Source organism: Ruegeria sp. HKCCD3925 (assembly GCF_057221175.1).
Map to the genome: position 1 here is coordinate 449,969 of NZ_JBWVBI010000004.1, position 21,700 is coordinate 471,668.

At 59.2% G+C, this 21,700-nt stretch carries 22 protein-coding genes and 1 riboswitch; of the genes, 6 read left to right on the forward strand and 16 right to left on the reverse strand.

Translation table 11 applies throughout. The features are described 5' to 3' along the window. Window positions 1–11: 11 nt before the first annotated feature. The 6 genes from cobF to cbiE are packed head-to-tail and all read right to left on the reverse strand — an operon-like array spanning window position 12 to window position 5,137. Window positions 12–755, reverse strand: coding sequence for a precorrin-6A synthase (deacetylating) (gene cobF / locus AC2TEM_RS12340; RefSeq protein WP_170391863.1), 744 nt, complete (start codon window positions 753–755; stop codon window positions 12–14). Beyond that, a complete protein-coding gene (gene cobA / locus AC2TEM_RS12345) occupies window positions 748–1,476 on the reverse strand; it encodes a uroporphyrinogen-III C-methyltransferase (protein ID WP_170391860.1) in 729 nt (242 codons plus the stop codon). The genes cobF and cobA overlap by 8 nt, the downstream gene beginning before the upstream one ends. Then, window positions 1,473–2,795, reverse strand: a complete 1,323-nt coding sequence (locus tag AC2TEM_RS12350; protein WP_480614670.1) for a cobyrinic acid a,c-diamide synthase CobB — start codon at window positions 2,793–2,795, stop codon at window positions 1,473–1,475. The genes cobA and AC2TEM_RS12350 overlap by 4 nt, the downstream gene beginning before the upstream one ends. Then, complete coding sequence (gene cobM / locus AC2TEM_RS12355; RefSeq protein WP_170420935.1) at window positions 2,782–3,576, reverse strand: precorrin-4 C(11)-methyltransferase; 795 nt, start codon at window positions 3,574–3,576, stop codon at window positions 2,782–2,784. Before cobM ends, AC2TEM_RS12350 begins: the two co-directional genes overlap by 14 nt. Further along, on the reverse strand, window positions 3,573–3,941 hold the full coding sequence (locus AC2TEM_RS12360) for a cobalamin biosynthesis protein (protein WP_170391855.1): 369 nt from the start codon (window positions 3,939–3,941) through the stop codon (window positions 3,573–3,575). Before AC2TEM_RS12360 ends, cobM begins: the two co-directional genes overlap by 4 nt. Beyond that, on the reverse strand, window positions 3,938–5,137 hold the full coding sequence (gene cbiE / locus AC2TEM_RS12365) for a precorrin-6y C5,15-methyltransferase (decarboxylating) subunit CbiE (protein ID WP_170420937.1): 1,200 nt from the start codon (window positions 5,135–5,137) through the stop codon (window positions 3,938–3,940). The genes AC2TEM_RS12360 and cbiE overlap by 4 nt, the downstream gene beginning before the upstream one ends. Here cbiE and AC2TEM_RS12370 point away from each other — a divergent pair. Next, window positions 5,136–5,867: a cobalt-precorrin-6A reductase gene (locus tag AC2TEM_RS12370; RefSeq protein ID WP_170420939.1), complete on the forward strand. Its 732-nt coding sequence runs from the start codon at window positions 5,136–5,138 to the stop codon at window positions 5,865–5,867. The two genes, cbiE and AC2TEM_RS12370, sit on opposite strands and share 2 nt — an antisense overlap. On the opposite strand, the gene cobJ is transcribed toward AC2TEM_RS12370, so the two are convergent. The 7 genes from cobJ to AC2TEM_RS12405 are packed head-to-tail and all read right to left on the reverse strand — an operon-like array spanning window position 5,864 to window position 13,828. Next, the gene (gene cobJ, locus AC2TEM_RS12375; RefSeq protein ID WP_170512163.1) at window positions 5,864–6,622 is read right to left on the reverse strand and encodes a precorrin-3B C(17)-methyltransferase; all 759 of its coding nucleotides are present in this window, start codon (window positions 6,620–6,622) and stop codon (window positions 5,864–5,866) included. The two genes, AC2TEM_RS12370 and cobJ, sit on opposite strands and share 4 nt — an antisense overlap. Then, a complete protein-coding gene (locus tag AC2TEM_RS12380; protein WP_170420941.1) occupies window positions 6,619–7,347 on the reverse strand; it encodes a precorrin-2 C(20)-methyltransferase in 729 nt (242 codons plus the stop codon). The genes cobJ and AC2TEM_RS12380 overlap by 4 nt, the downstream gene beginning before the upstream one ends. Continuing rightward, window positions 7,344–7,973 (reverse strand): precorrin-8X methylmutase, encoded by a 630-nt coding sequence (locus AC2TEM_RS12385; protein WP_170594882.1) that lies wholly within the window; start codon window positions 7,971–7,973, stop codon window positions 7,344–7,346. Before AC2TEM_RS12385 ends, AC2TEM_RS12380 begins: the two co-directional genes overlap by 4 nt. Then, on the reverse strand, window positions 7,973–9,100 hold the full coding sequence (locus tag AC2TEM_RS12390) for a cobalamin biosynthesis protein CobG (RefSeq protein WP_480856205.1): 1,128 nt from the start codon (window positions 9,098–9,100) through the stop codon (window positions 7,973–7,975). The genes AC2TEM_RS12385 and AC2TEM_RS12390 overlap by 1 nt, the downstream gene beginning before the upstream one ends. After that, window positions 9,097–12,390 carry a cobaltochelatase subunit CobN gene (cobN, locus tag AC2TEM_RS12395; RefSeq protein ID WP_170420947.1) on the reverse strand — a complete coding sequence of 1,098 codons (3,294 nt, stop codon included), beginning with the start codon at window positions 12,388–12,390 and terminating at the stop codon, window positions 9,097–9,099. The genes AC2TEM_RS12390 and cobN overlap by 4 nt, the downstream gene beginning before the upstream one ends. A gap of 5 nt (window positions 12,391–12,395) precedes the next feature. Further along, on the reverse strand, window positions 12,396–13,451 hold the full coding sequence (cobW, locus tag AC2TEM_RS12400; protein ID WP_170420949.1) for a cobalamin biosynthesis protein CobW: 1,056 nt from the start codon (window positions 13,449–13,451) through the stop codon (window positions 12,396–12,398). After that, window positions 13,448–13,828: a DUF1636 family protein gene (locus AC2TEM_RS12405; protein ID WP_170391837.1), complete on the reverse strand. Its 381-nt coding sequence runs from the start codon at window positions 13,826–13,828 to the stop codon at window positions 13,448–13,450. Before AC2TEM_RS12405 ends, cobW begins: the two co-directional genes overlap by 4 nt. An 85-nt stretch (window positions 13,829–13,913) precedes the next feature. Continuing rightward, a riboswitch (cobalamin riboswitch) is annotated at window positions 13,914–14,120 on the reverse strand. 105 nt (window positions 14,121–14,225) lie between these two features. Here AC2TEM_RS12405 and AC2TEM_RS12410 point away from each other — a divergent pair. From AC2TEM_RS12410 to AC2TEM_RS12420, 3 genes are all read left to right on the forward strand, one after another. Continuing rightward, window positions 14,226–15,212 carry an NAD(P)-dependent oxidoreductase gene (locus AC2TEM_RS12410; protein WP_480439222.1) on the forward strand — a complete coding sequence of 329 codons (987 nt, stop codon included), beginning with the start codon at window positions 14,226–14,228 and terminating at the stop codon, window positions 15,210–15,212. A 114-nt stretch (window positions 15,213–15,326) separates the two neighbouring features. After that, window positions 15,327–16,334, forward strand: coding sequence for a glycosyltransferase family 2 protein (locus tag AC2TEM_RS12415; RefSeq protein WP_480790524.1), 1,008 nt, complete (start codon window positions 15,327–15,329; stop codon window positions 16,332–16,334). After that, entirely contained in the window at window positions 16,327–16,938 is a 612-nt protein-coding gene (locus tag AC2TEM_RS12420) for a class I SAM-dependent methyltransferase (RefSeq protein WP_170420951.1), read from the forward strand. Before AC2TEM_RS12415 ends, AC2TEM_RS12420 begins: the two co-directional genes overlap by 8 nt. 124 nt (window positions 16,939–17,062) lie before the next feature. Here AC2TEM_RS12420 and AC2TEM_RS12425 read toward each other — a convergent pair whose 3' ends face one another. From AC2TEM_RS12425 to AC2TEM_RS12435, 3 genes are read right to left on the reverse strand one after another with little or no spacing between them, the layout of a single operon-like run. After that, window positions 17,063–18,061: an ABC transporter substrate-binding protein gene (locus tag AC2TEM_RS12425; RefSeq protein ID WP_170391831.1), complete on the reverse strand. Its 999-nt coding sequence runs from the start codon at window positions 18,059–18,061 to the stop codon at window positions 17,063–17,065. Next, entirely contained in the window at window positions 18,040–19,407 is a 1,368-nt protein-coding gene (locus tag AC2TEM_RS12430) for a sensor histidine kinase (protein WP_170420953.1), read from the reverse strand. Before AC2TEM_RS12430 ends, AC2TEM_RS12425 begins: the two co-directional genes overlap by 22 nt. After that, complete coding sequence (locus AC2TEM_RS12435; RefSeq protein ID WP_170420955.1) at window positions 19,397–20,065, reverse strand: response regulator transcription factor; 669 nt, start codon at window positions 20,063–20,065, stop codon at window positions 19,397–19,399. The genes AC2TEM_RS12430 and AC2TEM_RS12435 overlap by 11 nt, the downstream gene beginning before the upstream one ends. A gap of 108 nt (window positions 20,066–20,173) precedes the next feature. On the opposite strand from AC2TEM_RS12435, the gene AC2TEM_RS12440 reads away from it, so the two are divergent. Both AC2TEM_RS12440 and AC2TEM_RS12445 read left to right on the forward strand, forming a co-directional pair. Further along, complete coding sequence (locus AC2TEM_RS12440) at window positions 20,174–21,151, forward strand: tripartite tricarboxylate transporter substrate-binding protein (RefSeq protein WP_170391824.1); 978 nt, start codon at window positions 20,174–20,176, stop codon at window positions 21,149–21,151. Between the two features lie 66 nt (window positions 21,152–21,217). After that, window positions 21,218–21,700: a tripartite tricarboxylate transporter TctB family protein gene (locus AC2TEM_RS12445; protein WP_170401217.1), complete on the forward strand. Its 483-nt coding sequence runs from the start codon at window positions 21,218–21,220 to the stop codon at window positions 21,698–21,700.

Consider the following 21,700-nt stretch of genomic DNA (forward strand, 5'->3'; position numbering starts at 1 on the left):
CTGTGCGCGCGTCAGGTCGCACGTTTCTTCAGCAGATAGATATCCATGATCCAGCCGTGATCAGAACGGGCCTGCGCGCGGGTATCCAGAATGTCTTGCGCCACATCCGCCAATGGGCCTTTGATCAGAATCTCTTCTTTCATGCCCACATATGCCCCCCACCAGATGTCATAATCGGTCATCTTCAGGCTCTGGAACGAGCATTCGCCATCCAGCATTACGGCCACTTTCGACGCCGTTTCAGGCCATCCATCATCGCGGATGCGACGGCCTGTGGTCACGACATAGGGCGCACCCAGATCATTGATCGGGATCGCATGGGCTGCAGTCAACGCCTGTAACGCTGTGATTCCCGGCATAACCTGGACTCGCGGTTGCGGGTCCAGCCGCGCTGCAATTCTTAGCGAACTGTCATACAGCGACGGATCACCCCAGATCAGCAACGCCACCTTCTGCGCGTCCGGGTAGGCTGAAATCGCCTCGTGCCAGCGTACGGCAATTGCGTCGTGCCATTCGTCGACGCCTCGGAGATAACCGTCATCTGCCCGGCGTTTGGGAACGTCGAAATAGGCGATCCGTGCAGGTTTGTCGGTGACTTGCGTGATGATGTCTTCGCGCAAACCGGCCAGATCGGCTTTGTTCTCTCCTTTTCGCGGAATCAGGATCAGGTCCGCTGATCTGATCGCCTTCGCCCCCTGAAAGGTCAGGTGGTCGGGATTACCCGTTCCGATTCCGATCAGGATCAGTTCAAACATCTTCGAACTCTGCCAGCGGGCCATACAGGATCAGGGCCGGGGCGGTTCCAACCTCGGATCGCAGCTTGTCGGACAGGTCTCCGATTGTGGAGCGCCCCAAGGATTGCTCGGGAGTTGAAACAGATTCGGCCATCAAAGCAGGCGTGTCCAACGGCAAGCCATGCGCGCTCAGGGCTTCGACCAGCAAGGGAAAAGTGCGCTTGCCCATAAATACGACCGTCGTCGCGCTAGCATCAGCCAGGGCGGGAAGGTTCAGATCGGTCGGCAATTTGCCACTTACGTCATGCCCGGTGACGAATTGAACACGACGTGCAGTCAGGCGTCGGGTCAGAGGGATACCAGCGGCAGCTGCCGCCGCGACGGCAGAGGGGATGCCGGGAATGATCTCATATTTGATGCCGGCTGCCTGCAACGCGACCAGTTCTTCCTCCAGTCGACCGAACAATCCTCCGTCACCGGATTTCAGGCGTACCACCTGCTGACCGGTCTGCGCATACTCCACCAACAATCGGCTGACGTGATCCTGCTTGGGCGAAGGGCGACCGGCGCGTTTGCCAACACCAACCAGATCAGCATCGTCACGCGCATGGGTCAGGATCGGGCCGCTGCTGAGATCATCAAACAGCACCGCATCGGCCTTCTGCATCCGGTCTACGGCCTTGAGCGTTAGTAGCTCCGGATCACCCGGACCGGAGCCAATGAAAGAGACAAAACCGGTCATGCCGAGGCCTCTGCAATAAGATGGAAAAATGTGCCGGTGACATTGCCACGTCGCGATCCTGTCTGAGGGCCTTCGGCCCCCTCGGCATCGAAGACTCGCGCAAGAGGAGCGTCAGGTTGTTCGATGATCGAGGAATAGTGGAACTCATGTCCGCGCAAGGCTGTACCCTTGGCAAAGCCCGGCATCGACGCCAAAAGTTCAGCCCTGCGATAGCCAAGGTTGAATTTGCGCTTTTGGTATGAGGTTTGCAGACCCAACAACCCCGCCATCTGATGTGGCGCGCCTTCCTTGTCGACCAGAACTTCCCCCAATGCCATATAGCCCCCGCATTCACCATGCACGGGCCGCGTTTCCGCGTGTTTGCGCAGCCCCGTCAAGAAAGTATCTGCTGCCGCCAATGTTCCTGCGTGCAGCTCGGGATAGCCCCCCGGTAGCCAGACCAGTTCAGCGTCTGCAGCTGGCGCTTCGTTTGCCAGTGGCGAAAAGGGCAGTATTTCTGCACCGGCGCTGCGCCACCCTTCCAGCAGATGCGGGTAGGTAAATGAAAACGCTGCATCACGGGCCAGTGCGATCCGCTGCGCGGGGGGGCGCGGCAGCGCGGCTGACGATGGCCCAGCAGGGCCTGAGGAGGCCGCCCGTTTGATCGCATCCAGATCGACATGTTCACGCAGGAATGCGGCATATCCGGCGATTGCCGTTTCCAGATCCGGATGCTCAACCGCCTGGATCAGGCCTAGATGTCTTTCGGGCAGGGTCAGGTCACCTCGGCGCGGAAGAACGCCCAGAACCGGCAATCCAGCCCGTTCCATGCCCAGCCGCGTCAGCCGCTCATGTCTTGGGCTGGCGCAGCGGTTCAGGATCACCCCGGCAAAAGGTAGATCGGGGTTATACATCTGAAAGCCAAGCGCAGTCGCCGCCGCCGATTGCGCCTGTCCTCCGACATCCAGGACCAGAACGACCGGCCATCCCATGCGTAGCGCCGTTTCAGCGCTCGACCCATGCCCCAGCTCTCCGGGTTTGGCGACGCCATCAAACAAACCCATTGAGCCTTCGGCCACCACAATATCCGCGCCCGTGGCCTGCTTAGAGATCGCGCTTAGCAGCGGCTCCCCCATCGCCCAGCTATCCAGATTGAACGAGGCACGGCCTGCCGCAGCCCGGTGAAAAGCCGGGTCGATGTAGTCCGGTCCGCTTTTGAACGGTTGTACGGTCAAGCCGTCCTCGGCCAAAGCCCGGAGCAATCCCAGCATGACAGTGGTCTTGCCTGTACCCGACGACGGAGCGGAAATCAGTATTCCGGGGGGGTTAGTCATCACCATGGCTCCAGCTCGACCACGGACTGTCGGCGCTTTGAGGGCGATAGCGGCGGTCATATGTCTTGGAATACAGACAGCTTTCGTCAAACCCTTCACCTGCAAGCGCCGGACCAACCATGATCAGTGCGGTGCGCGAGATGCTGTTGTCCAGTGCCTCCTTCAACGTGGTAAGCGTTGCGCGGATGATCTTCTCATCCGGCCAACTAGCGCGGTAGACCACGGCGACCGGGCAGTCTGCCCCATAGGCAGGTGTCAGGTCGGCGATGACGTTATCCAGATTTCCGATCGAAAGGTGGATAGCCAAAGTCGCACCTGTTTTAGCGAAGTTTTTCAGTGTCTCGCCTTCCGGCATCGAAGACGCACGCCCGGGCGTGCGGGTCAAGACCACTGATTGCGCCAGACCGGGCAGTGTCAGCTCGGTCCCGAGCGCTGCAGCCGCAGCCGCAAACGAGGGTACACCGGGCGTGACGCTGACCGGGACACCCATCTCTTTCAGACGTCTGATTTGCTCACCCATCGCCGACCAGACCGAGAGGTCCCCGGAATGCAGCCGCGCCACGTCCTGTCCAGCGTTATGCGCTGCTTCGATTTCGGCCATGATCTGATCCAGATCCATGGGTGCGGTGTTTACGATCTTCGCACCTTCGGGGCAGTGGCCTAGAATCTCCTCGGGTACCAATGAACCCGCATAGAGGCACACCGGGCAGGAGGCGATGATATCGCGCCCGCGCAGGGTCAGCAGGTCGGCGGCGCCCGGTCCGGCGCCGATGAAATGAACGGTCATGTCTGTCCTCCGATGGCGACGGCGCAGGTTGCAAGCCGGTCGTCCGAGATTTGTCTGGGTGAAATCAGCCGCGCGCCATGTCCGGCGGCGGCAAGAGCGGATGCTTCGGCCACGCTGCCGGTGCCATATGTGGCGCGACTACGGGTTGAGCAAGTAAGTGTGCGTTGTTCGGCAAGATCATTTGCCGGAATGAAATGTACCGGCAGCTCAGTTGCTTCTGCAAGCGCGGCAAGTGCGGTGTGTCCGTCCTTGTCCGCAACGGTCGCAAGGGCATCGACAGTTTTTCCTGTCGAGGCAAGCTCGAAAGCGGCACGAAGACTGGCCAGCGTAGCAGAGGATGAGAAACCTAACCCCGCGACGATCATAACGTGAGGCTCCACTGCACTACGGGATAGGCAGATTTCCAGCCTCGCCGTGGACCAAGCGCAGCTGCCTGCGCCAGTTCGATGCGCAGCAGGTCTCCGCCCAGCTTGTCGTGCCATTCAGCTAGCAGCGCTTCGCTTTCGAGTGTCACCGCGTTGGCGATCAGCCGCGTGCCGCCCTGAAGGTTTGCGTGTAGCCAGTTCAGCAGATCCGCACTCAGACCGCCACCGATGAACACCACATCGGGTCGTTCAAGATCAGCCAACGACTCTGGTGCAGAACCGTGCACAACGCACAACCGATCCTGCCCCAGTGTATTGGCGTTTCGGCGAATGCGTTCGGCCCGATCAGCACGCGGCTCGATAGTCGTTGCAGTTAGCGTCGGATCGCACATCAGCCATTCGATGCTGATCGAACCGGTGCCGCCGCCAATATCCCACAGATGCTCACCCCGCTGAGGGGCAAGCGCCGACAGGGTTAGCGCGCGAATGGGGCGCTTGGTGATCTGGCCGTCGGTTTCAAAGATGTCATCGGGCTTTCCCGAGGCTTTGGGAAAGGCACGCCCAGTACCCGCGACATCAAGACCGACACAAACCGGATGTTCGAATGTTCCAAGCAACGCCTCGGTCAGCGACACGCTGCGCGCGCGTTCACGGGGGCCACCGAGCGCTTCCATGACGTGCAGAGTGCAATCGGCAAAATCGGTTTCGCCCAGATAGGTCGCAAGCTCAGCTACGGCTTTGCCGTCGCGCAGCAAGAGAATCGCGCGCAGGCCGGGTGCCAAGTGAGGGCGAAGGCGCGTCAGAGGCGCGGCATGTAGCCCGAAGGTCAACGTGTTTTCAAGCGGCCAACCAAGCCGCGCAGCAGCAAGCGAAAAGGTCGACTGGCCGGGTAGGGCAATCCATTCGTTCGCATCGAAATTACGCGCGATAACGGACCCGGCCCCGAACCAGAACGGATCACCCGAGGCCAGCACAACGGTTTGCCGACCGCGCAATGCGGTCAGAATTGGCAGGCCATCGGCAAATGGGACCGGCCATTCAATCCGTTCCGCCGCGCTGTCTGGTATCAACGACAGGTGGCGTGTCGGACCCATGACAATCTCAGCGCGGTCCAGCACTTGACGGCTTGCAGGGGACAGGCCATCCAGTCCATCTTCGCCCAAACCCAATACAGTCAGCCACGGAGTTTCAGACATGCCCAACCTCCTGATTCTTGGTGGCACGACCGAGGCGAATGCTCTGGCAAAATCGGTTGCCGATCAAGGCATTCCCGCTACATATTCCTACGCTGGACGTGTCGATAACCCGCGCTCGCAACCCGTGCCGATGCGCGTGGGCGGGTTTGGTGGTGCAGCGGGACTGGCGCGGTACATTCACGAGCACGGCGTCAGCCATGTTGTCGATGCGACTCACCCCTTTGCAGCGCAGATGAGCCGAAATGCGGTGGAAGCCTGTGCGGGGGGCGCAACGCCCTTGGCCGCTTTGACGCGACCTGCTTGGGTCGCGCAAGACGGGGACAACTGGCAGCACGTACCGGATATTGAAGGTGCGGTTGAAGCTCTGGCCGGTCCAGCCCGCCGCGTCTTCCTGGCAGTTGGCCGCATGCATCTTCATGACTTCGCAGCCCAACCTCAGCATCACTATCTTTTGCGGCTTGTAGACGATCCGGACGCATTGCCGCTTCCGAAAAGCGATGTGATCGTTTCGCGGGGCCCGTTTTCTGTTGAAGAGGACCGGGCCTTGATGGAACGTCACCATACGCAATTGATTGTATCCAAGAATGCGGGTGGCACCGGCGCGCGGGCCAAACTCGATGCCGCCAGGGCGCTGGGCTTGCCGGTTCTGATGATAGACCGTCCGACCCTGCCGAAGCGGACCGAGTTGGCAAATGTCACGCAGGTCTTGGACTGGCTGGCGCATGCTTAATCCTTGGCCAGCGTGAATCTCGGGGTGTAGACGATCGGGGCGCTGTTGCGCTCGACTATGCGGGTCAGGGACGAGCCGACGATGACGACGGTCTGCATGTCCGCCATATCTGCCGTGGCTTCTTCCAGAGTTGAAATCCGCAAAGCCTCATCCTCGCGGGATACAGCGCGTGCGAACAGGATCAGTCGTTCCGGCTCACATTCCTCTCGCAGGATTTCCAGCGTTTTTTCAAACCCTTCCGGTCGAGACTTCGAGCGAGGGTTATAGAACGCCATGGCGAAATCGCCCTGCGCGGCAAGTCGGAGGCGCTTTTCGATCAGTGGCCATGGCTTCAGGTTGTCGCTCAGGTTGATGGCGCAGAAATCATGCCCTAACGGTGCCCCAGCGCGGGCCGAAGCCGCCAGCATCGCAGTGATCCCGGGCAACACTTCGATCTGTATGTCGCGCCAGTCATTCGGCCCGTTTTCAAGCGCTTCAAACACCGCTGCGGCCATCGCAAACACGCCGGGATCCCCTGACGAGACTACAACGACGCGCTTACCGTCGGCCGCCATTTGCAAAGCGTGCTGAGAGCGGTCGATCTCGACCCGGTTATCGCTGGCGTGCAGGGTCAATCCCTCTCGCTCGGCCACCCGAGCAACATAAGGGATGTAGCCAACCACGTCCGTCGCTTCTGCCAGCGCGGCAGTGACTTCGGGAGTGACCAGTGCTTCGTTTCCAGGCCCAAGGCCAGCGATCTTGACCCAACCGCTCATGGTCGGCGTCCCTGTCCATGAACCAGAATGATTGAGAAATAGGGCGTGATCCCTTCGCAATTGTCAGACAGTTTGCAGACCCGTTGGTTCGGCATCTGAGCGTATTCGACGATCCACGCGCGGTCATACAGCCCGGCTTGTCTCAGCGCGCGCTTTACCTTGTCGAAGTTCCGCCCGATCTTCATGACAACCAGCGCGTCGGTCTGGGTCATGCGTTCAGTCAGAGTATCCTCGGGCAAGGTTCCAACAAGAACCGTGAGGACATCGTCGCCCCAAGTTATCGGGTCACCGGTTGCGGTCCAGGCGCCGGACATGCCGGTTATGGCAGGTACGACTTCGACTTCAGATATGTCTCGTAGTCGATTGTAAAGGTGCATAAATGATCCATAGAAGAACGGATCGCCTTCGCACAGGACCACTACATCCTCACCATTTTCGGTAAGCGACTTCAGATGTGCGGCACAGTCTTCGTAAAACACCGAAAGGAGTTCATTATACCTTGGATCCGTCACCGGGATTTCGGTGGTTACCGGGTACTCCATTGGAAACTCGATGGCGTCGCCGGGGATCATTCCATTGACGATCTTGCGGGCCTGACCTGTGCGGCCAGGTTTGCGAAAAAACGCCACATGGCGGGCATTGCGCAGCAGGCGGTCCGCACGGACACTCATCAGGTCCGGATCGCCGGGGCCGAGGCCCACGCCGTATATTTTACCCCCGCTCATTCCGTGCGGCTCGCGATAGCATTGATGGCAGCAACTGTGATCGCACTGCCTCCCAAACGGCCTTTGACGATGCAGGAGGGTACGGGCTGCGCTTCCCACAAGGCATCCTTGGACTCGACCGCTCCGACGAAGCCCACCGGGCAGCCGATAATGGCAGCGGGGCGTGGGCAGTCGGGATCTTCCAACATGTTCAGAAGGTGGAAAAGCGCGGTAGGGGCGTTACCGATCGCGACCAGTGCTCCTTGCAGATGCGGACGCCACAGCTCTAGCGCGGCGGCAGAGCGCGTGTTGCTCATTTCGGCAGCCAGAGGGCGCACGCGCTCGTCATGCAGGGTGCAGATCACTTCGTTATCAGCGGGCAGGCGAAAGCGGGTGACGCCTTCGCTGACCATGCGGGCATCACACAGGATCGGCGCGCCATTTTCCAGCGCGGAACGCGCTGCCGAGACAAAACCGTCCGAGAAATGGACGAACTCTTCCAGCCCGACCATCCCTGCGGCGTGGATCATCCGAACGGCGACCTGTTCTTCATCGGCATCGAACCGGGCCAGATCAGCCTCGGATCGGATGGTGGCAAAGCTCTGCTTGTAGATCGCCGCGCCGTCGGTTTCGTATTCATAGGGCATCAGGTGAAGTCCATGGTCATGAGTGTTTCTTCGGTCAGGCCGCGTTGGCAGGGCTCATCCCCCGCACGGCCTTGTTTGACAAGGTCAAATCGTCCGGAATTGCCAACCAAAGTGACATCGGCCGGACCCATTCGGGCGCATCCCTTGGCGCAGCCCGATACATGCAGGCTGCCTGCAACGCGCGCGGCCAGGGCGCGCGCCACACCGCGGGTTTCGACCTGCGCCTGCGGGCAGTATGGCGCGCCGGGGCAGGCGTCGGTTGTTCTCAGCGGGTCGGTGCCATCTGTGACAAAGTCAAGGGCGGGTATCGCCGCCCCGCCTTCCAACAGGAACAGCCGCCATGGTGTGACCCGCAGGGCAGTGGCGTTGCTGTTTTCGATCAGCAAAAGGAGTTGCCGCGCCGGTAGCTGCCCAAAGGCAGCGCCATAGAGTGTCCCCTGCACGCAGGCTCCCGGCTGAAGAGGCACGCCAATGGGGCCGGGCGCGCTGCCTTGCCACTCGCCGGGCAAACCATATGTGGCAACGGTCCGCGCCATGCGGCGGGTCTCGGTTGTGTGGGTTTGCGCAAACCACTGCGCCAACGCGATCACTTGGTCGATGGCTTGAGCTTCCGACACCACTCGCCCGGTTTCGGCCCCGTCCGCGCGCAGGATCAGGCTGCCCGAACCGAGTTCAAGCCGGATATCCGCCGAGTCATCGGCCAATAAACGCTCGGAACCTGTGTCGATGGCAAAGCCGAACTTGGCAGGTAAATCCGGAAGCTCGGCCAGACGCTGGATCAATTCCTGTGTCAGCCGAGCGGTCAGATCACCGGCTTCATAGAGTGGCGAGACCAGAATGTTGCGGCGAATTTCGATTCCGGGTTCGGCGTCCAGCAGGTTCAGCGAGGAAAGCGCGGCCAACAAGGATTGATGGTCGGTTTCCTTTGCTCCACGCAGCTGAAGGTTGGCGCGGTTGGTAAGGTCGATCGTGCCATTGCCGAACCGTTCCGCCAATTCGCACAGCCCTATCGCCTGTTGGGCATCCAGGCGCGCCAGCCGAGGGCGCACACGCACGACCAGCCCATCACCGGACATCATCGGGCGATGGGCACCGGGGCACCAGCCCTGCACGATGGGCGCACTCATCCCAACCCCTCCAGGTCGGCGCGGATCGAGTTCCGGCGGGTATGCCATAGCCCTGCCTCCAGCAGTGCCCGGAACCGATCCTGCATGGCCTGATGTGCTTGCGGGTTTGCCTGTTGCAGGAAGGCGTCGACCTCTTCATTGCCCAGCGTGGCGTCGTGGTACAGATCGAACAGATGCGGTGCGACTGTGCCGGACAGATGCGCGAAAGATGCCATATGATCCAGCGTCGCCGCGATTTCAGCGGCACCCCGAAACCCGTGCCGCTGCATTCCGGCAATCCATCCCGGGTTGGCGGCGCGGGCATAGACGACGCGGCTGATTTCCTCGGGCAGGGTGCGGGCGCGCGGGTTGTCCGGGTTGGTATTGTCCAGATGATAAAGCTGCGCAGTACCACCAGTGATTTTCTTGGCGGCAGCAAATCCGGCCTCGTGCGTTGCATAATCATTGGCCAGCAACAAGTCCGTCTCGGTCAGGTCCTGTAGGTGCACAAAGCTGTCGGCGTTGGCGACGCGTTGCGAGATACCGTCCTTATCTTGCGCTATATGCTCGCCTTCCAAAGCGAAGGAACTGGCATCAAGCCAAGCCTCACCCGCTTGCACGCGTGCCTCATCCGTATAGGTTTCGGACAGATGAGTCATGTTCAGACCATAGCTGCCGGGGGCTGGCCCATAGACCCGCGCCGCAGGCTCCTGACCGGCGTAAGGATTCCAGTCGGGTGCTTCATCTCGTTTGGTCAATGCGCGGACAGCCTGACCGTATAGCGCCGAAAGCGTCGGGAACACGTCCCGGAAAAGACCTGAGACGCGCAATGTTACGTCCAGACGCGGGCGGCTGAGATCGGTGATCGGCAACACTTCGATGCCCGAGACCCGCTCAGACCCTTTATCCCAAACCGGCTTCACCCCCAGCAGGTGCAGCGCCAGGGCGAATTCCTCGCCCGCTGTGCGCATAGTGGCCGAACCCCATAGATCGACGATCAAGCCCTTGGGGTAGTCGCCTTCTTCTTGCAGGTGCCGCCGAACCAGTTCCTCAGCGAGCTTGACGCCTTGTGTATAGGCCGCGCGCGTGGGAACCGAGCGCGGGTCGGTCGTGAAAAGATTCCGCCCGGTCGGCAATACATCCGTACGTCCGCGATAGGGGGATCCGGACGGCCCGGCCTCGATCCGTTTGCCCGCTAAAGCGTCAATCAGGGCAGAGCGTTCAGCTTGGGCTGAGGGGGCAGCGTCGAAATTACCCGTCACATCGGGGACGCGCCCAAAGATATGCAGCCCATCTCCGAATTGGCTTTCCTTGATGTCGCAGACAAATCGGTCAATGCGCGTGATCGCCTCAGCGGTACAGGTGGCCTGATCGAGGCCAAGATCGCTTTCCAGCCCGATCGCCTGCGCCTCGTCCCGGATATCTTCCTGCAGGCGATCGCGGCGTTTGGGGTCTAGCCCGTCCGCGTTCGAGAACTCGTCCAACAGCGATTCCAGCCGCACCATGCGATCTGGTGTGCCGCTTTCCTTCATCGGGGGTGGGATATGGCCCAACGTAACCGCCCCGATCCGACGCTTGGCCTGCGCGGCCTCGCCGGGGTCGTTGACTATGAAGGGGTAGATCACCGGCAGATCGCCGATTAACGCCTCGGGCCAACATTCGTTGCACAAGGCGACTGATTTTCCCGGCAACCATTCCAGCGTGCCATGTGCGCCGATATGGATCAGCGCATCCGCGACCAATCCTTTGCGCAGCCACAAGTAAAAGGCGACGTAGGCGTGGCGCGGTGTGCGCGACAGATCGTGATAGTCGTCATCGCGCAGTTCGGGTGTGCCGCGCTCGGGCTGCAGCGCGATCAGAGCCTTTCCGCGACGCAGCGCAGTGAAGTGGAACGCGCCATTTGTGAAAGCAGGGTCGTCTTCGGGAGTGCCCCAAACCTTATTGAGATCGGCGCGGAGTGTTTCCGGCAGCGCCGCCAGCGCCGCCTGATAATCCTCTAGCGGCCATGAAATCCGGGCATCAAGAAGAGTTTCAGCAATCGGCTCGGCAGGCGCGGTGTCATACCCTTCGCCTTGCAGATCGAGCAACATTGCCTCAGCCGAGGCCAGCGCATCCAGACCCACTGCATGTGCCATCTGCCAGTCTTTGCCGGGATAGGTCGATAGTACCAGCGCCGGAACCTGCTCCGCTTTGGGTTTGTCGTGAAGGTTCAGCCAGCCGGAGATGCGGTTGATGATGGCTTCGATCCGTTCGGGTTCAGCCCGATGAGCGAAACGAGAATACTCGAGATGCGGGTCGCGTTTGCCCGGCTCTTTGAAGGATACGATGCCCGCGTTGATCCGCCCGTCCACTTCCGGAAGGACCACATGCATGGCAAGATCAGCTGGTGAAAGGCCACGTTCCGCTTCGGCCCACGCTTTGCGGCGTGACGTGGCCAGCGCGACCTGAAAGACCGGCACCTCTGCCACATCGAGAGGTGAGGTGCCTGATGCGCCCTTGCCTGAGAATGAGGTGGCGTTCACGATCGCCGAAGGCTTCAGCGCCACAATAGTCTCGCGCAGCCAATCGGCGGCATTTGGTGCTTTGAGCGACGGGGCAAACAGGCCGACGGCCTCAAAACCCCGCGCCCGCAAGCTGCGGATCAACGCCGCAATTGGGGCGGTATCTGCCGAGGTCAGGTATGCGCGATAAAAGGTCACGATGATACGTTTCGTATCACCTGACAGAGCGTTTTCTGCCGGGATCACACCGCGATCCGGGCACCAGGCGCCGCATTCGGGGATGGTCTTCGCGCCCATGACCGGACCTGCATACAATCCAGCAGCCAGTGCCATCTGCGCCAGAGCGGCCTGCGCCGCGACCTCTCCGCCGGTGTCGCAGAGATGCGCCAGCCGCCGCAGGGTCGAGACGGGTAGGGTAGAGTAGTCGTCCAGCCGTGTATCCTCGCGCCCGTCTGCAGGCAGAACGGCCAGCGCAATTCCGTTGGCCTGCGCCAGTGCCAGAACCTGTTGCAGTCCGTAAGCCCAATAAGGCACACCGCCAATTAGACGGATCAGGATGCCCTTTGCGCCCTCCAGTGTCTGCTCGACATATGTGTCGACTGAGAGGGGATGCTTCAGCGCCGTCAGATTGGCCAGCCGCATCGTTGGCATGCGTCCTTCAGGCCCACCTCCACGATGCCATCCCGCCGCGAAAGCGCCAAGGTCACTGTCGGAAAAGGACAGCACCACCAGGTCCGCCGGGCTCTGGCCCAGATCGGTCGGGGTCTCGGTTTCTTCGAGCCCATGGCTTTCGCGGAAGACGACGTGCATAGGTCTTACTCGGCAGCCTCGGTAACACCCACGAGGATATCGCGGATCTCGGCCTCTTTGATATCGTCATGCTCGGCAATGACCACAAGGCGCGACCGACGGTCTTCGCCGGGCTCCCACGGGCGGTCATATTGGTGACGCACGCGCGCACCGACGGCCTGAACCAGTAGGCGCATGGGCTTGCCCTGAACGGCGGCATAGCCTTTGACGCGCAGGATATTCAACTCGTTGGCCAATCGTTCAATCTTGGCGACTAGATCAATCGGATCGGTTTGCTCGGGCAGTTCAACGATGATGCTTTCGAAATCGTCATGCTCGTGATCGTGATGGCCGTCGTGATGGCTGGGACGCGCGTCCATGTCATCCTCGGCCGCGGCTTCTAGACCCAGCACGACGCGGACGTCCACGGCACCCTCGGCCACTTCGACCACGGGCATGGGGCGGGGCGCTTCGGCGGCGATGATCTCTTTCGCTTTCGCAACGCCTTCCGGGCCAGCCAGATCGGGCTTGGTCAGCAGAATGATGTCGGCGCAGGAAATCTGATCCTCGAACACCTCGGACAAGGGAGTTTCATGATCAATCGAGTCATCTGCCATGCGTTGCGCATCCACCGCCTCGACATTTGGAGCGAACCGACCAGCGGCCACAGCCTCGGCATCGGCCAGAGCAATCACGCCATCGACGGTGATTTTCGAGCGGATATCGGGCCAGTCGAACGCTTTCAACAACGGTTTTGGCAGGGCGAGACCGGAGGTTTCGATCAGGATGTGATCAGGTCGCGGCTCTAGTGCCATCAGGGCTTCAATGGTCGGGATGAAATCATCGGCCACGGTGCAGCAGATGCAACCATTGGCCAGTTCCATGATGTTTTCTGCGGGGCAATCAGGAATGGCGCAGGACTTCAGGATATCGCCATCGACGCCGACATCGCCGAATTCGTTGACGACCACCGCCAGACGCTTGCCCTGCGGGTTCTGCATCAGGTGTCGCACCAAAGTGGTTTTGCCCGAGCCCAAAAAGCCGGTGATCACAGTGACGGGAAGTTTCTCGAGATTGCTCATTTCAGGGCTCCAATCGGGGGAATGCGGGCCGCACAGTTTTTGCGGAAATGTTCGGGACGTTCGCGCCATTTGACCAAACCGTCCTCGGTGGCGAGGTATTTGGCTGCGCCTTCGACGATGGTTTCAACATGGTCGATCTCGTTCAGATGCTCATACACGAAAGTCCAGCGATCCGGTCCTCCGCGTAGCACGATCGAGCAGCCTTCATCGCAATTCGACAGGCATTCCACAGCTTTCAAGGTAATGCCTTCGGGCAGGCCCGCCTGTTCAAGCGCCTTGTGCAGCAACGTGCCGGGGCGCTGGGCGTCATCCTCGACAGGCAGCCCGCGACGGCAGGTAGTGCAAACCAGCAGTTCGACCGGTGCGGTCTCGGTCATGTCTCTCATCCCCCCAAATCCTCTTCGTGGGGGACGGGGTTTCATGCGGGCCGATCACAGCCCCACACCGGAACACCCCGTCCGGTTTCATCTTCGGGCGTTGGCAGGTCTCCCGGCTTGCGGATGTCAGAGGAGGCCTCTGTCGGATGTCCCGCCTTCCCGGCCATACTGCCAGTGGCTTTGGGCACCCTCTCCGGTCACGGTCGCGGGGGCGGCTGCGTTTGACGGCAAAAACCGCTGACGCATTCCCTTTTCATCTGCTCTCGCAGACACCAACGAAAGGGACATGCGGCAGGGCAGGGTTGCTTGTCAAGCGAGTCGCGCCGATCCGTGAAAAAGCGGATAAAAAGCGACCTGTCGGGGTCGCTGGGCGGCATGATACTTCTGCAACGACGTGCTGGCATGGCAGCAAGATGCGAACAGGAGGATACCGCGCATGAAAGTAGGGTTTATCGGGCTGGGGAATGTAGGGGGCAAGCTATCTGGATCGCTGCTACGAAACGGTATCGATCTGACGGTTCATGACCTGAACCCGGATCTGGTGACCGAATTCGTCGCCAAGGGTGCCAAAGCCGCCAAAAGCCCGGCGCAACTGATGCGCGATTGCGATGCTGTTATAACCTGTTTGCCTTCTCCTGCGGCCTCGGATGCGGTGATGCAGGAAATGTTGCCAGAGGTCGGCCCTGGCAAAATCTGGATGGAAATGTCGACCACTGACGAAGCCGAAGTCAAACGCCTTGGCGCAATGGTCATCGAACGAGGCGGCGCAGCGGTGGATTGCCCGGTTTCCGGCGGATGTCACCGGGCAGCGACGGGTAATATCTCGATCTTCGCAGGCTGTGATCGTGAGACTTTTGAACGTATCCTGCCATTCCTGACCACCATGGGGCGGCGCATTTTGCACACGGGCGATCTGGGCTCGGCCTCTGTTCTGAAGGTGTTGACCAATTATCTGGCTACCGCCAACCTGATCACCTGCGCCGAGGCATTGGTGACAGCCAAGGCCGCCGGTATGGACCTTGGAACCACCTATGAAGCGATCAAGATATCGTCAGGCACATCCTTCGTGCACGAGACCGAAAGTCAGGTCATCCTGAACGGCTCGCGCGATATTTCCTTCACCATGGATCTGGTGAAAAAAGATATCGGTCTGTTTCAGGAGGTCGCCGACCGTGCCGGAGTTCCTCTGGAGATAAACCCATTGATGATCAAGATTTTCGAAGATGGCATCGCGCGATATGGTGAGCGTGAACTGTCCCCGAACATCATCAGGCGGCTAGAGGACGCGACCGGACTGGAGATCCAGGCGCCAGGGTTCCCAACCGAGATGCTGGACGACGAGCCAGAAGAACCGGGTTATGAGGTGATCCCGCAGAATCGGTAGATCGATTAATCGGCAAGCATTGCGGCTGTCTGGCGACCTGGTTGGACAAAATTCTGGTGCTATTCTAAATAGGTCGACAGGAGTCCGACACCGGCACAGGCAAGAGAACAACTTATGACGAATGAGACCTTTCTCATCGTAACAACGATGAAAAACGAAGGGCCTTTCATGATCGATTGGGTGGCCTACAACCACGCAATCGGCTTTGATGACATTCTGATTTATACCAATGATTGCGCTGATGGTACCGATGCCATGGGCGAACGGTTGCAAGCGCTTGGCTGGGCTCACCACCAACGAAACAGACTGGGTCCGCGCGCCGCGCCGCAGGTTCGTGCATTTTCGCTTGCGCGGAATCACCCAAGCTATCTGTCATCGGATTGGATTCTAAGTTTGGATGTGGACGAGTATATCAATATCCGTTTGCCCAATAGTGATATAAGAAGCCTCGTTGAGGCCAGCGGCGTGGCGGATGCGATCTCGATCTGCTGGCGCATGTTCGGAAACGCGGGTCAGAACGATTTCGTTGATCGACCTGTACCTGAGACTTTCTTTCTGGCCGCCACGGAAGACGGCTATCCGCATCACCGGACCAAAGGGTTCAAAACGCTGTTCCGCAACAACGGAAAATTCAGCCGTTTTCGCGCGCATCGTCCCAGGATCAATCCAGAAGATGCACCGAACCCTGACGCGCCATACGAAGGCGTGTTGTGGCGGGATTCGGGCGGGAACCTCTACCCAGCAGACCAAGTGAAATGGAAAGCATGGCGTGGTTTCAGCCATGAATTCGCGCGCATTCATCATTATGCTGTGCGCAGCACTGATAGCTTTTTGGTCAAGCGCGACCGTGGGCGCACCAATCATGTGGGGCAGGATCAAGGGCTCAAATACTGGCTCATGATGAACCACAATGATGTTGAGGATCGCTCAATTCTGGAACATATGCCGGCTATGCACGACATCAAAGCTGAGATGATGGCAGATCCGCAATTGGCAGACCTCCATCACCAAGCATGTGAGTGGCACAGGTCGAAAGCCGAAGAATTGAGAGCCAGACCGGACTGGGTTGATCTGGTTGAAGCGTTGCAAAATTCCTCAACCGGAGAAGACGTCTATGGGTGAAGCTGTATCTGCTGAGGATCGCCGCAAGAAGCAAGCTGAGCAGCGCGAGCGGAAGGATTCCCTGCGGCGCGAAATGCTCAAGACCATGCCGCATGGACGGCTGAGCGTTGAAATTGGCGTTTGGAAGGGCGAATTTTCGCGGATTCTGCTGGAAGAGCTGCAGCCCTCGAAATTGTGCCTCATCGATCCCTGGCAAGTACAGCAAGACCCAGATGGCGGTGCTTCGCTTGCCGGAGCGCGCACGCAGAAGGATATGGATCGAATATACGAGGCAGTAACGGGTAAATACAGCACCGAGATCGCCAAGGGGCAAATTTCGATCATTCGCGACTATTCGCGACCGGCGCTAAGCCTGTTTGAAGATCAGAGCATCGGGTTTGCCTATTTGGACGGCGACCATTCCTACGAGGGCGTAAAAACGGATCTGGATGCTTTGCTGCCCAAGATGATCGAAGGCGGCGTAATCATGCTTGACGATTATCACAGGCGCGGTTGGTGGAAAGATGACGTGATGCGTGCGTTCCACGAATTCCTCGGGGCAAATTCTGCGGGGCTGCGGCTCAAGGCCATCATGGGGGCGCAGGTGGCCGTCGAGAAACTTTGAGCCGAGATCATTTTTCTGATTATAGATTCGTGCGACGTAACCCAGGCTGGCTAGTGTCTTCCAGCGTCAACAGTGTTAAGCAACAAGTTCAGCGATGACGGATAGGGTTGTTGTCTAAGTCCGATCATCTTTGAATAGCGGCACTTTCCCAGGCAGACAGGAACTTTCTGCGCTTCAGCGTATCGAGGAACGTCAACAACGCAGGGTCCAGCGCTATCGCTGCGCTTTCGGTCGTGGAGTCCTGCGTGTCCAGAAGTGGCAGTGCTGCCAGTGATTCCGGATTCAGCGTGGTCAGGTGCCGGACAAAGGTTTCCGCTTCCTCCGGCAAGCGGCTTTTGCCAGTTACCATGGCGGTTCGCATCATCGTCGTCTGAAAATCGGAAGGCAGAATGATCTGAAGGGCATCCTTTCCTTCTGTTCGTACCGCCGCATAACTGCCAAGCACGTTGTAGGCCACCGCGATTGTACCATCCGCCAGGTCGTTAATCATGTCGCCCGAACAACAATACAGCCGCACATCCAGGCCGCCCAAAACCTCCATCAAGCGCCAATAGGTTTCCGAGGCGCGGGCGTCCTGCGTGGCGAACAAATAGCCCAATCCCGACTGGCGCACGTCATAAGTGCCGACTTTGCCCCGAAAATCATCCGGGCGGGCACGCAGCGCTTCGATCAGTTCCTGCCGCGTTTGCGGCATTGGTTGTCCTTCGAACGCGGTGCGGTTGACAACGATGGTTGCGGGTTCCGAAGTGAAGGCGAACAGGCTTTGATGCCATTGCGCCCAAGGGGGGTGCGGAAGATCGTTAAGCGCCAGCGCATATCCGTCATTCGCGAGCTTCAGTTGCAGGTCCATCGCGCTGGAAACGACAACGTCGAACGCTTCTGGCGTGGCTCGGACGCGTCGGTCGATATCGGCCGTGCCGGTCACCAGATATTCGACCGATATCGCTGGATTCTGGGCGACGAAATCCTCGATCAGCGGCGCAAACAGGGCGGTATCGGTGCTGGAAATGACCCGCAGTCGGGGGCCGTCGGCACTTTCGTTGAATATTTGTCGGTCTTCCCAATCCTGAGCCCCTGCGCCGCTGGCGAATAGGCACAGGATCAGAGTGACAAGATAACGCATGCGCCGCCCTCCGCTTTGTTTGACAGTACCAGCGTGCCGCCATGGGCGACCGCGACGTCCTGGGCAATGGTTAGCCCGAGGCCCGATCCGATGGTTCCCGCCGCGTTCTGACCACGTTCGAAACGTCTTGTGAGCGTTTCGATTTCATCTGGCGGAAAGCCTGGCCCCTGGTCACTGACCGTGATCCGGGCTGTGGGTGACCCTGCGACATCGATGACTACGGTACTGTCCGCTGGCGCATATTTAAGCGCATTGTCTACCATGTTCCGCACCGCATTTTGGATGAGGATGGGGTCGCCCGAATACATGACCTGCGGATCGCCGCTCAAAGCAAGCGAAAGGTCTTTCATTTCAGCGATGGGCGTCAAGCGCTGGACAAGTTCACGGATCAGAGTCACCAGATCGATATCCTCGCGCTCCAGATGGTCGGCGCGGAATGTGATCATGGCGTGATCCAGTAGTTGCCCCGCAGCCCTAGAGCTTTCGTCGATGGCGCGCATCATTGATCTTAACGCCTCGCGGTTGTCTTCTCTCTCGACCCGTTGCAGCGTCGCCTCGGCATAAGACCTGACCGTTGCCAGCGGGGTGCGGACCCTATGGGCGGCCTCGGCGATAAAGTCCTCGGATTGGCTGAGAGACTGGTCCAGGCGTCCCATAAGCGAATTCAGCGATGACACCAAAGGCGCCATTTCACGCGGTACTGGTTTTTTGAATGGGCTGAGATCTTGCGGTCCCCGACGGGTGACGGATGTCGTTAATCTGTCGAGCTGACCAATGGTGGCCGAACTCACCCAGAAGGACAATACAGCCGCAAGCACAAAGAACCCCAATCCCAAAAGGCCGGCATTGCGTGAGATTTGATCCAGCGTCTCCGACAGCGCATCTTGGGTCTGTCCCAAGGCCACTTCGATTTCTGTCTGATTTCCCAGCCCGACCAGTGTGCGGCTGGCACTGACCTGACGAACGTTTTCACCACGCACCTCACCGAAGCGAAAGGTCCACTTTCCATCAGCGGGTCCTTGAGTTGGGGTCAGGTCTTCGTAGCCGGACAGGAACTCGCCATCCTGAAAGATCGCATAAAACACCCGGTCGTCCGACGGCGTGCTCAGCATTGAAAAGGCAGCATAGGGGATATCGACTTCAAGCTCGCCTCCGCGCAGCGCCGCGGCGTCGAGGATCGAGGTGACTGAGGCACCCAGAATGTTGTCCTGACCTTGCTGGGCAACCTGAACTGCATAGTCGCGGACAGCAAAGAACAGCACAAGGGCCAGAATCGCGGCACCGCCGATTAGCGTTAGCGCAAGACGGTTTCGTAGTGATCCGGAAACGTTTGGATTAGTTGCCATGATCCAGCCTGTAGCCCAAACCGCGCAACGTTGTGATCCTGAGGTCCGATTTTTCCAGATGCTTTCGCAGTCGGCCGACATAGACCTCGATGGCATTGTCCGAAACATTGTCGTCGTAGGAGAACAACCGGTCCGCCAGCTTCTGCTTAGAAAACACCTGACCGGGGGCGTTGATCAGCAGTTCCAACAAGCGCAGTTCGCGGTTGCGAAGCGAGACGATGTCGTCGCCCACCGTCAAATGACCCGCAACCGGATCAAAGACGACGCCGCCAATTTCAATCGTCGTTTTGGTCTTGCCGGATTTGCGTCTAAGCACTGCGCGGCAGCGCGCCTCAAGTTCGGCATGGTCGAAGGGCTTGGTGACATAATCGTCCGCCCCAAGATCGAGTGAGCCGATTCGATCCGACACTTGACTGCGGGCGGTCAGAACGATGACAGGTGTGTCCAGATGGCTGGCGCGATGCCGTTTGAGGAAATCGCGCCCGTCCCCGTCGGGAAGCATGATGTCCAGCAGGATCAGGTCATACTCATCGATTTCAACAAAGGCCACAGCATCTTCTATTTTCTCTGCGTGATCAACCACATGCCCGTCCAGTCGCATGCGCGAACTTATGGCATTGGCGAGGTCCAGATTGTCTTCGACCAAGAGGAATTTCATCGGGATCCAATAGTAATTTCACCCATGACAGGTTGATGTCAGGTTGATGTGTTTAGGTTTCGAATAATCTGAGCCGCACTGCGGCCGGTTGTCAAACGGGAGGAATTCATGACGACAATCAAACTGGGCCGTCGCGCCCTTATCGCGGCTGTGACCGCTATTGGTCTGGCTGGACCGACTTTCGCTGAAGAGGTCGTAGATAGCATCCACTTTCTGATCCCCGGTGGCGCAGGAGGCGGCTGGGACGGCACGGCCCGTGGCACCGGTGAGGCGCTGACGAATGCGGGTCTCGTGGGAACTGCATCCTACGAAAACATGTCGGGCGGCGGTGGTGGTAAAGCCATTGGATATCTGATCGAAAACGCCGACAGCAACCACGGCACGCTTATGGTCAACTCGACCCCGATCGTGATCCGCTCTCTGACCGGAGTGTTCCCGCACAATTTCCGCGACCTGACACTGGTCTCGGGCACGATCGGCGATTACGCCGCGATTGTTGTGGGCAAAGACAGCCCCATCAATTCAATGGCGGACCTGCTAGCCGCGTATGACGCCGATCCAAGTACAACGGCCATCGGCGGCGGTTCTGTGCCGGGTGGGATGGACCATCTGGTCGCGGCGATGGTTATGGAAGCGGCAGGCAAGGACGCTTTGGGCGTGAAGTACATCCCCTATGATGCAGGTGGCAAAGCGATGGCCGCGCTTCTGTCCGGTGAGATTGCCGCGCTGTCGACCGGTTTCTCGGAGGCTGTCGATCTGGCGAATGCGGGTGAGGTGAAGATCATTGGCGTCACCGCAGAAGAGCGCGTGGATGCAGCCCCTGATGCGCAGACCATGAAAGAGCAGGGCATCGACACAACTTTCGTGAACTGGCGTGGGTTCTTTGCTGCTCCTGGTCTGCCCGAGGACAAGCTGGTCGCTTATCAAGAAGCCATCGCCAAGATGTATGACACACCTGAATGGGAAGAGGTCCGCGCCCGTAACGGTTGGGTGAACATCCACAACTCGGGTGCTGATTTCCAATCGTTCCTGGAACAGCAGGAAAAGCAGATCGGCGATCTGATGAAAAAGTTGGGTTTCCTGTAAGGATACCTCGGGCAGAGCGGGCAACCGCTCTGCCTCAACCAACAATAAATCAAAGGAGGGGGAAACATGGCGCTGGATCGCTGGATCGCGCTCGTTTTGCTGGGCATATGCCTGACATATGGCTACACCGCCTGGTTCACGATGGATGGCAGTCTGCCCCCCTTCATGCAGCGCAACCCCATTTGGCCGAGCACCTTTCCCAAGGTGCTGTCGATTTTGGGGATAATTGCCACAACGATTATTTTGCTGGGATTTGAAAAGGCTGAGCCCAAAGAGGCTGATATCGATTATAGGAGGCTGGGCGAATATCATCTGGGCCAGGCGTTGCTGTTGTTGGCTTTGATGGTTGCCTATGCGCTGTGCCTGCGTCCGGTTGGATTTCTGATCTCGACATCCGGGTTCCTGATCCTCGGTTCTTTCATTCTGGGCGAACGCAAATGGCACGTCATGCTGCCGGTTGCCGTAATCGCTACAGGTTCAGTCTGGTACCTAGTGCAAGAGGTTCTTGGCATCTACATGCGACCCTTGCCGGGCGTTTTCGGAGGCTGA

Bases quoted from the DNA above. Each gene is read 5' to 3' on its own strand.
- cobF (WP_170391863.1), bottom strand. From the start codon at position 755: ATGTTTGAACTGATCCTGATCGGAATCGGAACGGGTAATCCCGACCAC.
- cobA (WP_170391860.1), bottom strand. From the start codon at position 1,476: ATGACCGGTTTTGTCTCTTTCATTGGCTCCGGTCCGGGTGATCCGGAG.
- AC2TEM_RS12350 (WP_480614670.1), bottom strand. From the start codon at position 2,795: ATGGTGATGACTAACCCCCCCGGAATACTGATTTCCGCTCCGTCGTCG.
- cobM (WP_170420935.1), bottom strand. From the start codon at position 3,576: ATGACCGTTCATTTCATCGGCGCCGGACCGGGCGCCGCCGACCTGCTG.
- AC2TEM_RS12360 (WP_170391855.1), bottom strand. From the start codon at position 3,941: ATGATCGTCGCGGGGTTAGGTTTCTCATCCTCTGCTACGCTGGCCAGT.
- AC2TEM_RS12370 (WP_170420939.1), top strand. From the start codon at position 5,136: ATGCCCAACCTCCTGATTCTTGGTGGCACGACCGAGGCGAATGCTCTG.
- cbiE (WP_170420937.1), bottom strand. From the start codon at position 5,137: ATGTCTGAAACTCCGTGGCTGACTGTATTGGGTTTGGGCGAAGATGGA.
- cobJ (WP_170512163.1), bottom strand. From the start codon at position 6,622: ATGAGCGGTTGGGTCAAGATCGCTGGCCTTGGGCCTGGAAACGAAGCA.
- AC2TEM_RS12380 (WP_170420941.1), bottom strand. From the start codon at position 7,347: ATGAGCGGGGGTAAAATATACGGCGTGGGCCTCGGCCCCGGCGATCCG.
- AC2TEM_RS12385 (WP_170594882.1), bottom strand. From the start codon at position 7,973: ATGCCCTATGAATACGAAACCGACGGCGCGGCGATCTACAAGCAGAGC.
- AC2TEM_RS12390 (WP_480856205.1), bottom strand. From the start codon at position 9,100: ATGAGTGCGCCCATCGTGCAGGGCTGGTGCCCCGGTGCCCATCGCCCG.
- cobN (WP_170420947.1), bottom strand. From the start codon at position 12,390: ATGCACGTCGTCTTCCGCGAAAGCCATGGGCTCGAAGAAACCGAGACC.
- cobW (WP_170420949.1), bottom strand. From the start codon at position 13,451: ATGAGCAATCTCGAGAAACTTCCCGTCACTGTGATCACCGGCTTTTTG.
- AC2TEM_RS12405 (WP_170391837.1), bottom strand. From the start codon at position 13,828: ATGACCGAGACCGCACCGGTCGAACTGCTGGTTTGCACTACCTGCCGT.
- AC2TEM_RS12415 (WP_480790524.1), top strand. From the start codon at position 15,327: ATGACGAATGAGACCTTTCTCATCGTAACAACGATGAAAAACGAAGGG.
- AC2TEM_RS12420 (WP_170420951.1), top strand. From the start codon at position 16,327: ATGGGTGAAGCTGTATCTGCTGAGGATCGCCGCAAGAAGCAAGCTGAG.
- AC2TEM_RS12425 (WP_170391831.1), bottom strand. From the start codon at position 18,061: ATGCGTTATCTTGTCACTCTGATCCTGTGCCTATTCGCCAGCGGCGCA.
- AC2TEM_RS12430 (WP_170420953.1), bottom strand. From the start codon at position 19,407: ATGGCAACTAATCCAAACGTTTCCGGATCACTACGAAACCGTCTTGCG.
- AC2TEM_RS12435 (WP_170420955.1), bottom strand. From the start codon at position 20,065: ATGAAATTCCTCTTGGTCGAAGACAATCTGGACCTCGCCAATGCCATA.
- AC2TEM_RS12440 (WP_170391824.1), top strand. From the start codon at position 20,174: ATGACGACAATCAAACTGGGCCGTCGCGCCCTTATCGCGGCTGTGACC.
- AC2TEM_RS12445 (WP_170401217.1), top strand. From the start codon at position 21,218: ATGGCGCTGGATCGCTGGATCGCGCTCGTTTTGCTGGGCATATGCCTG.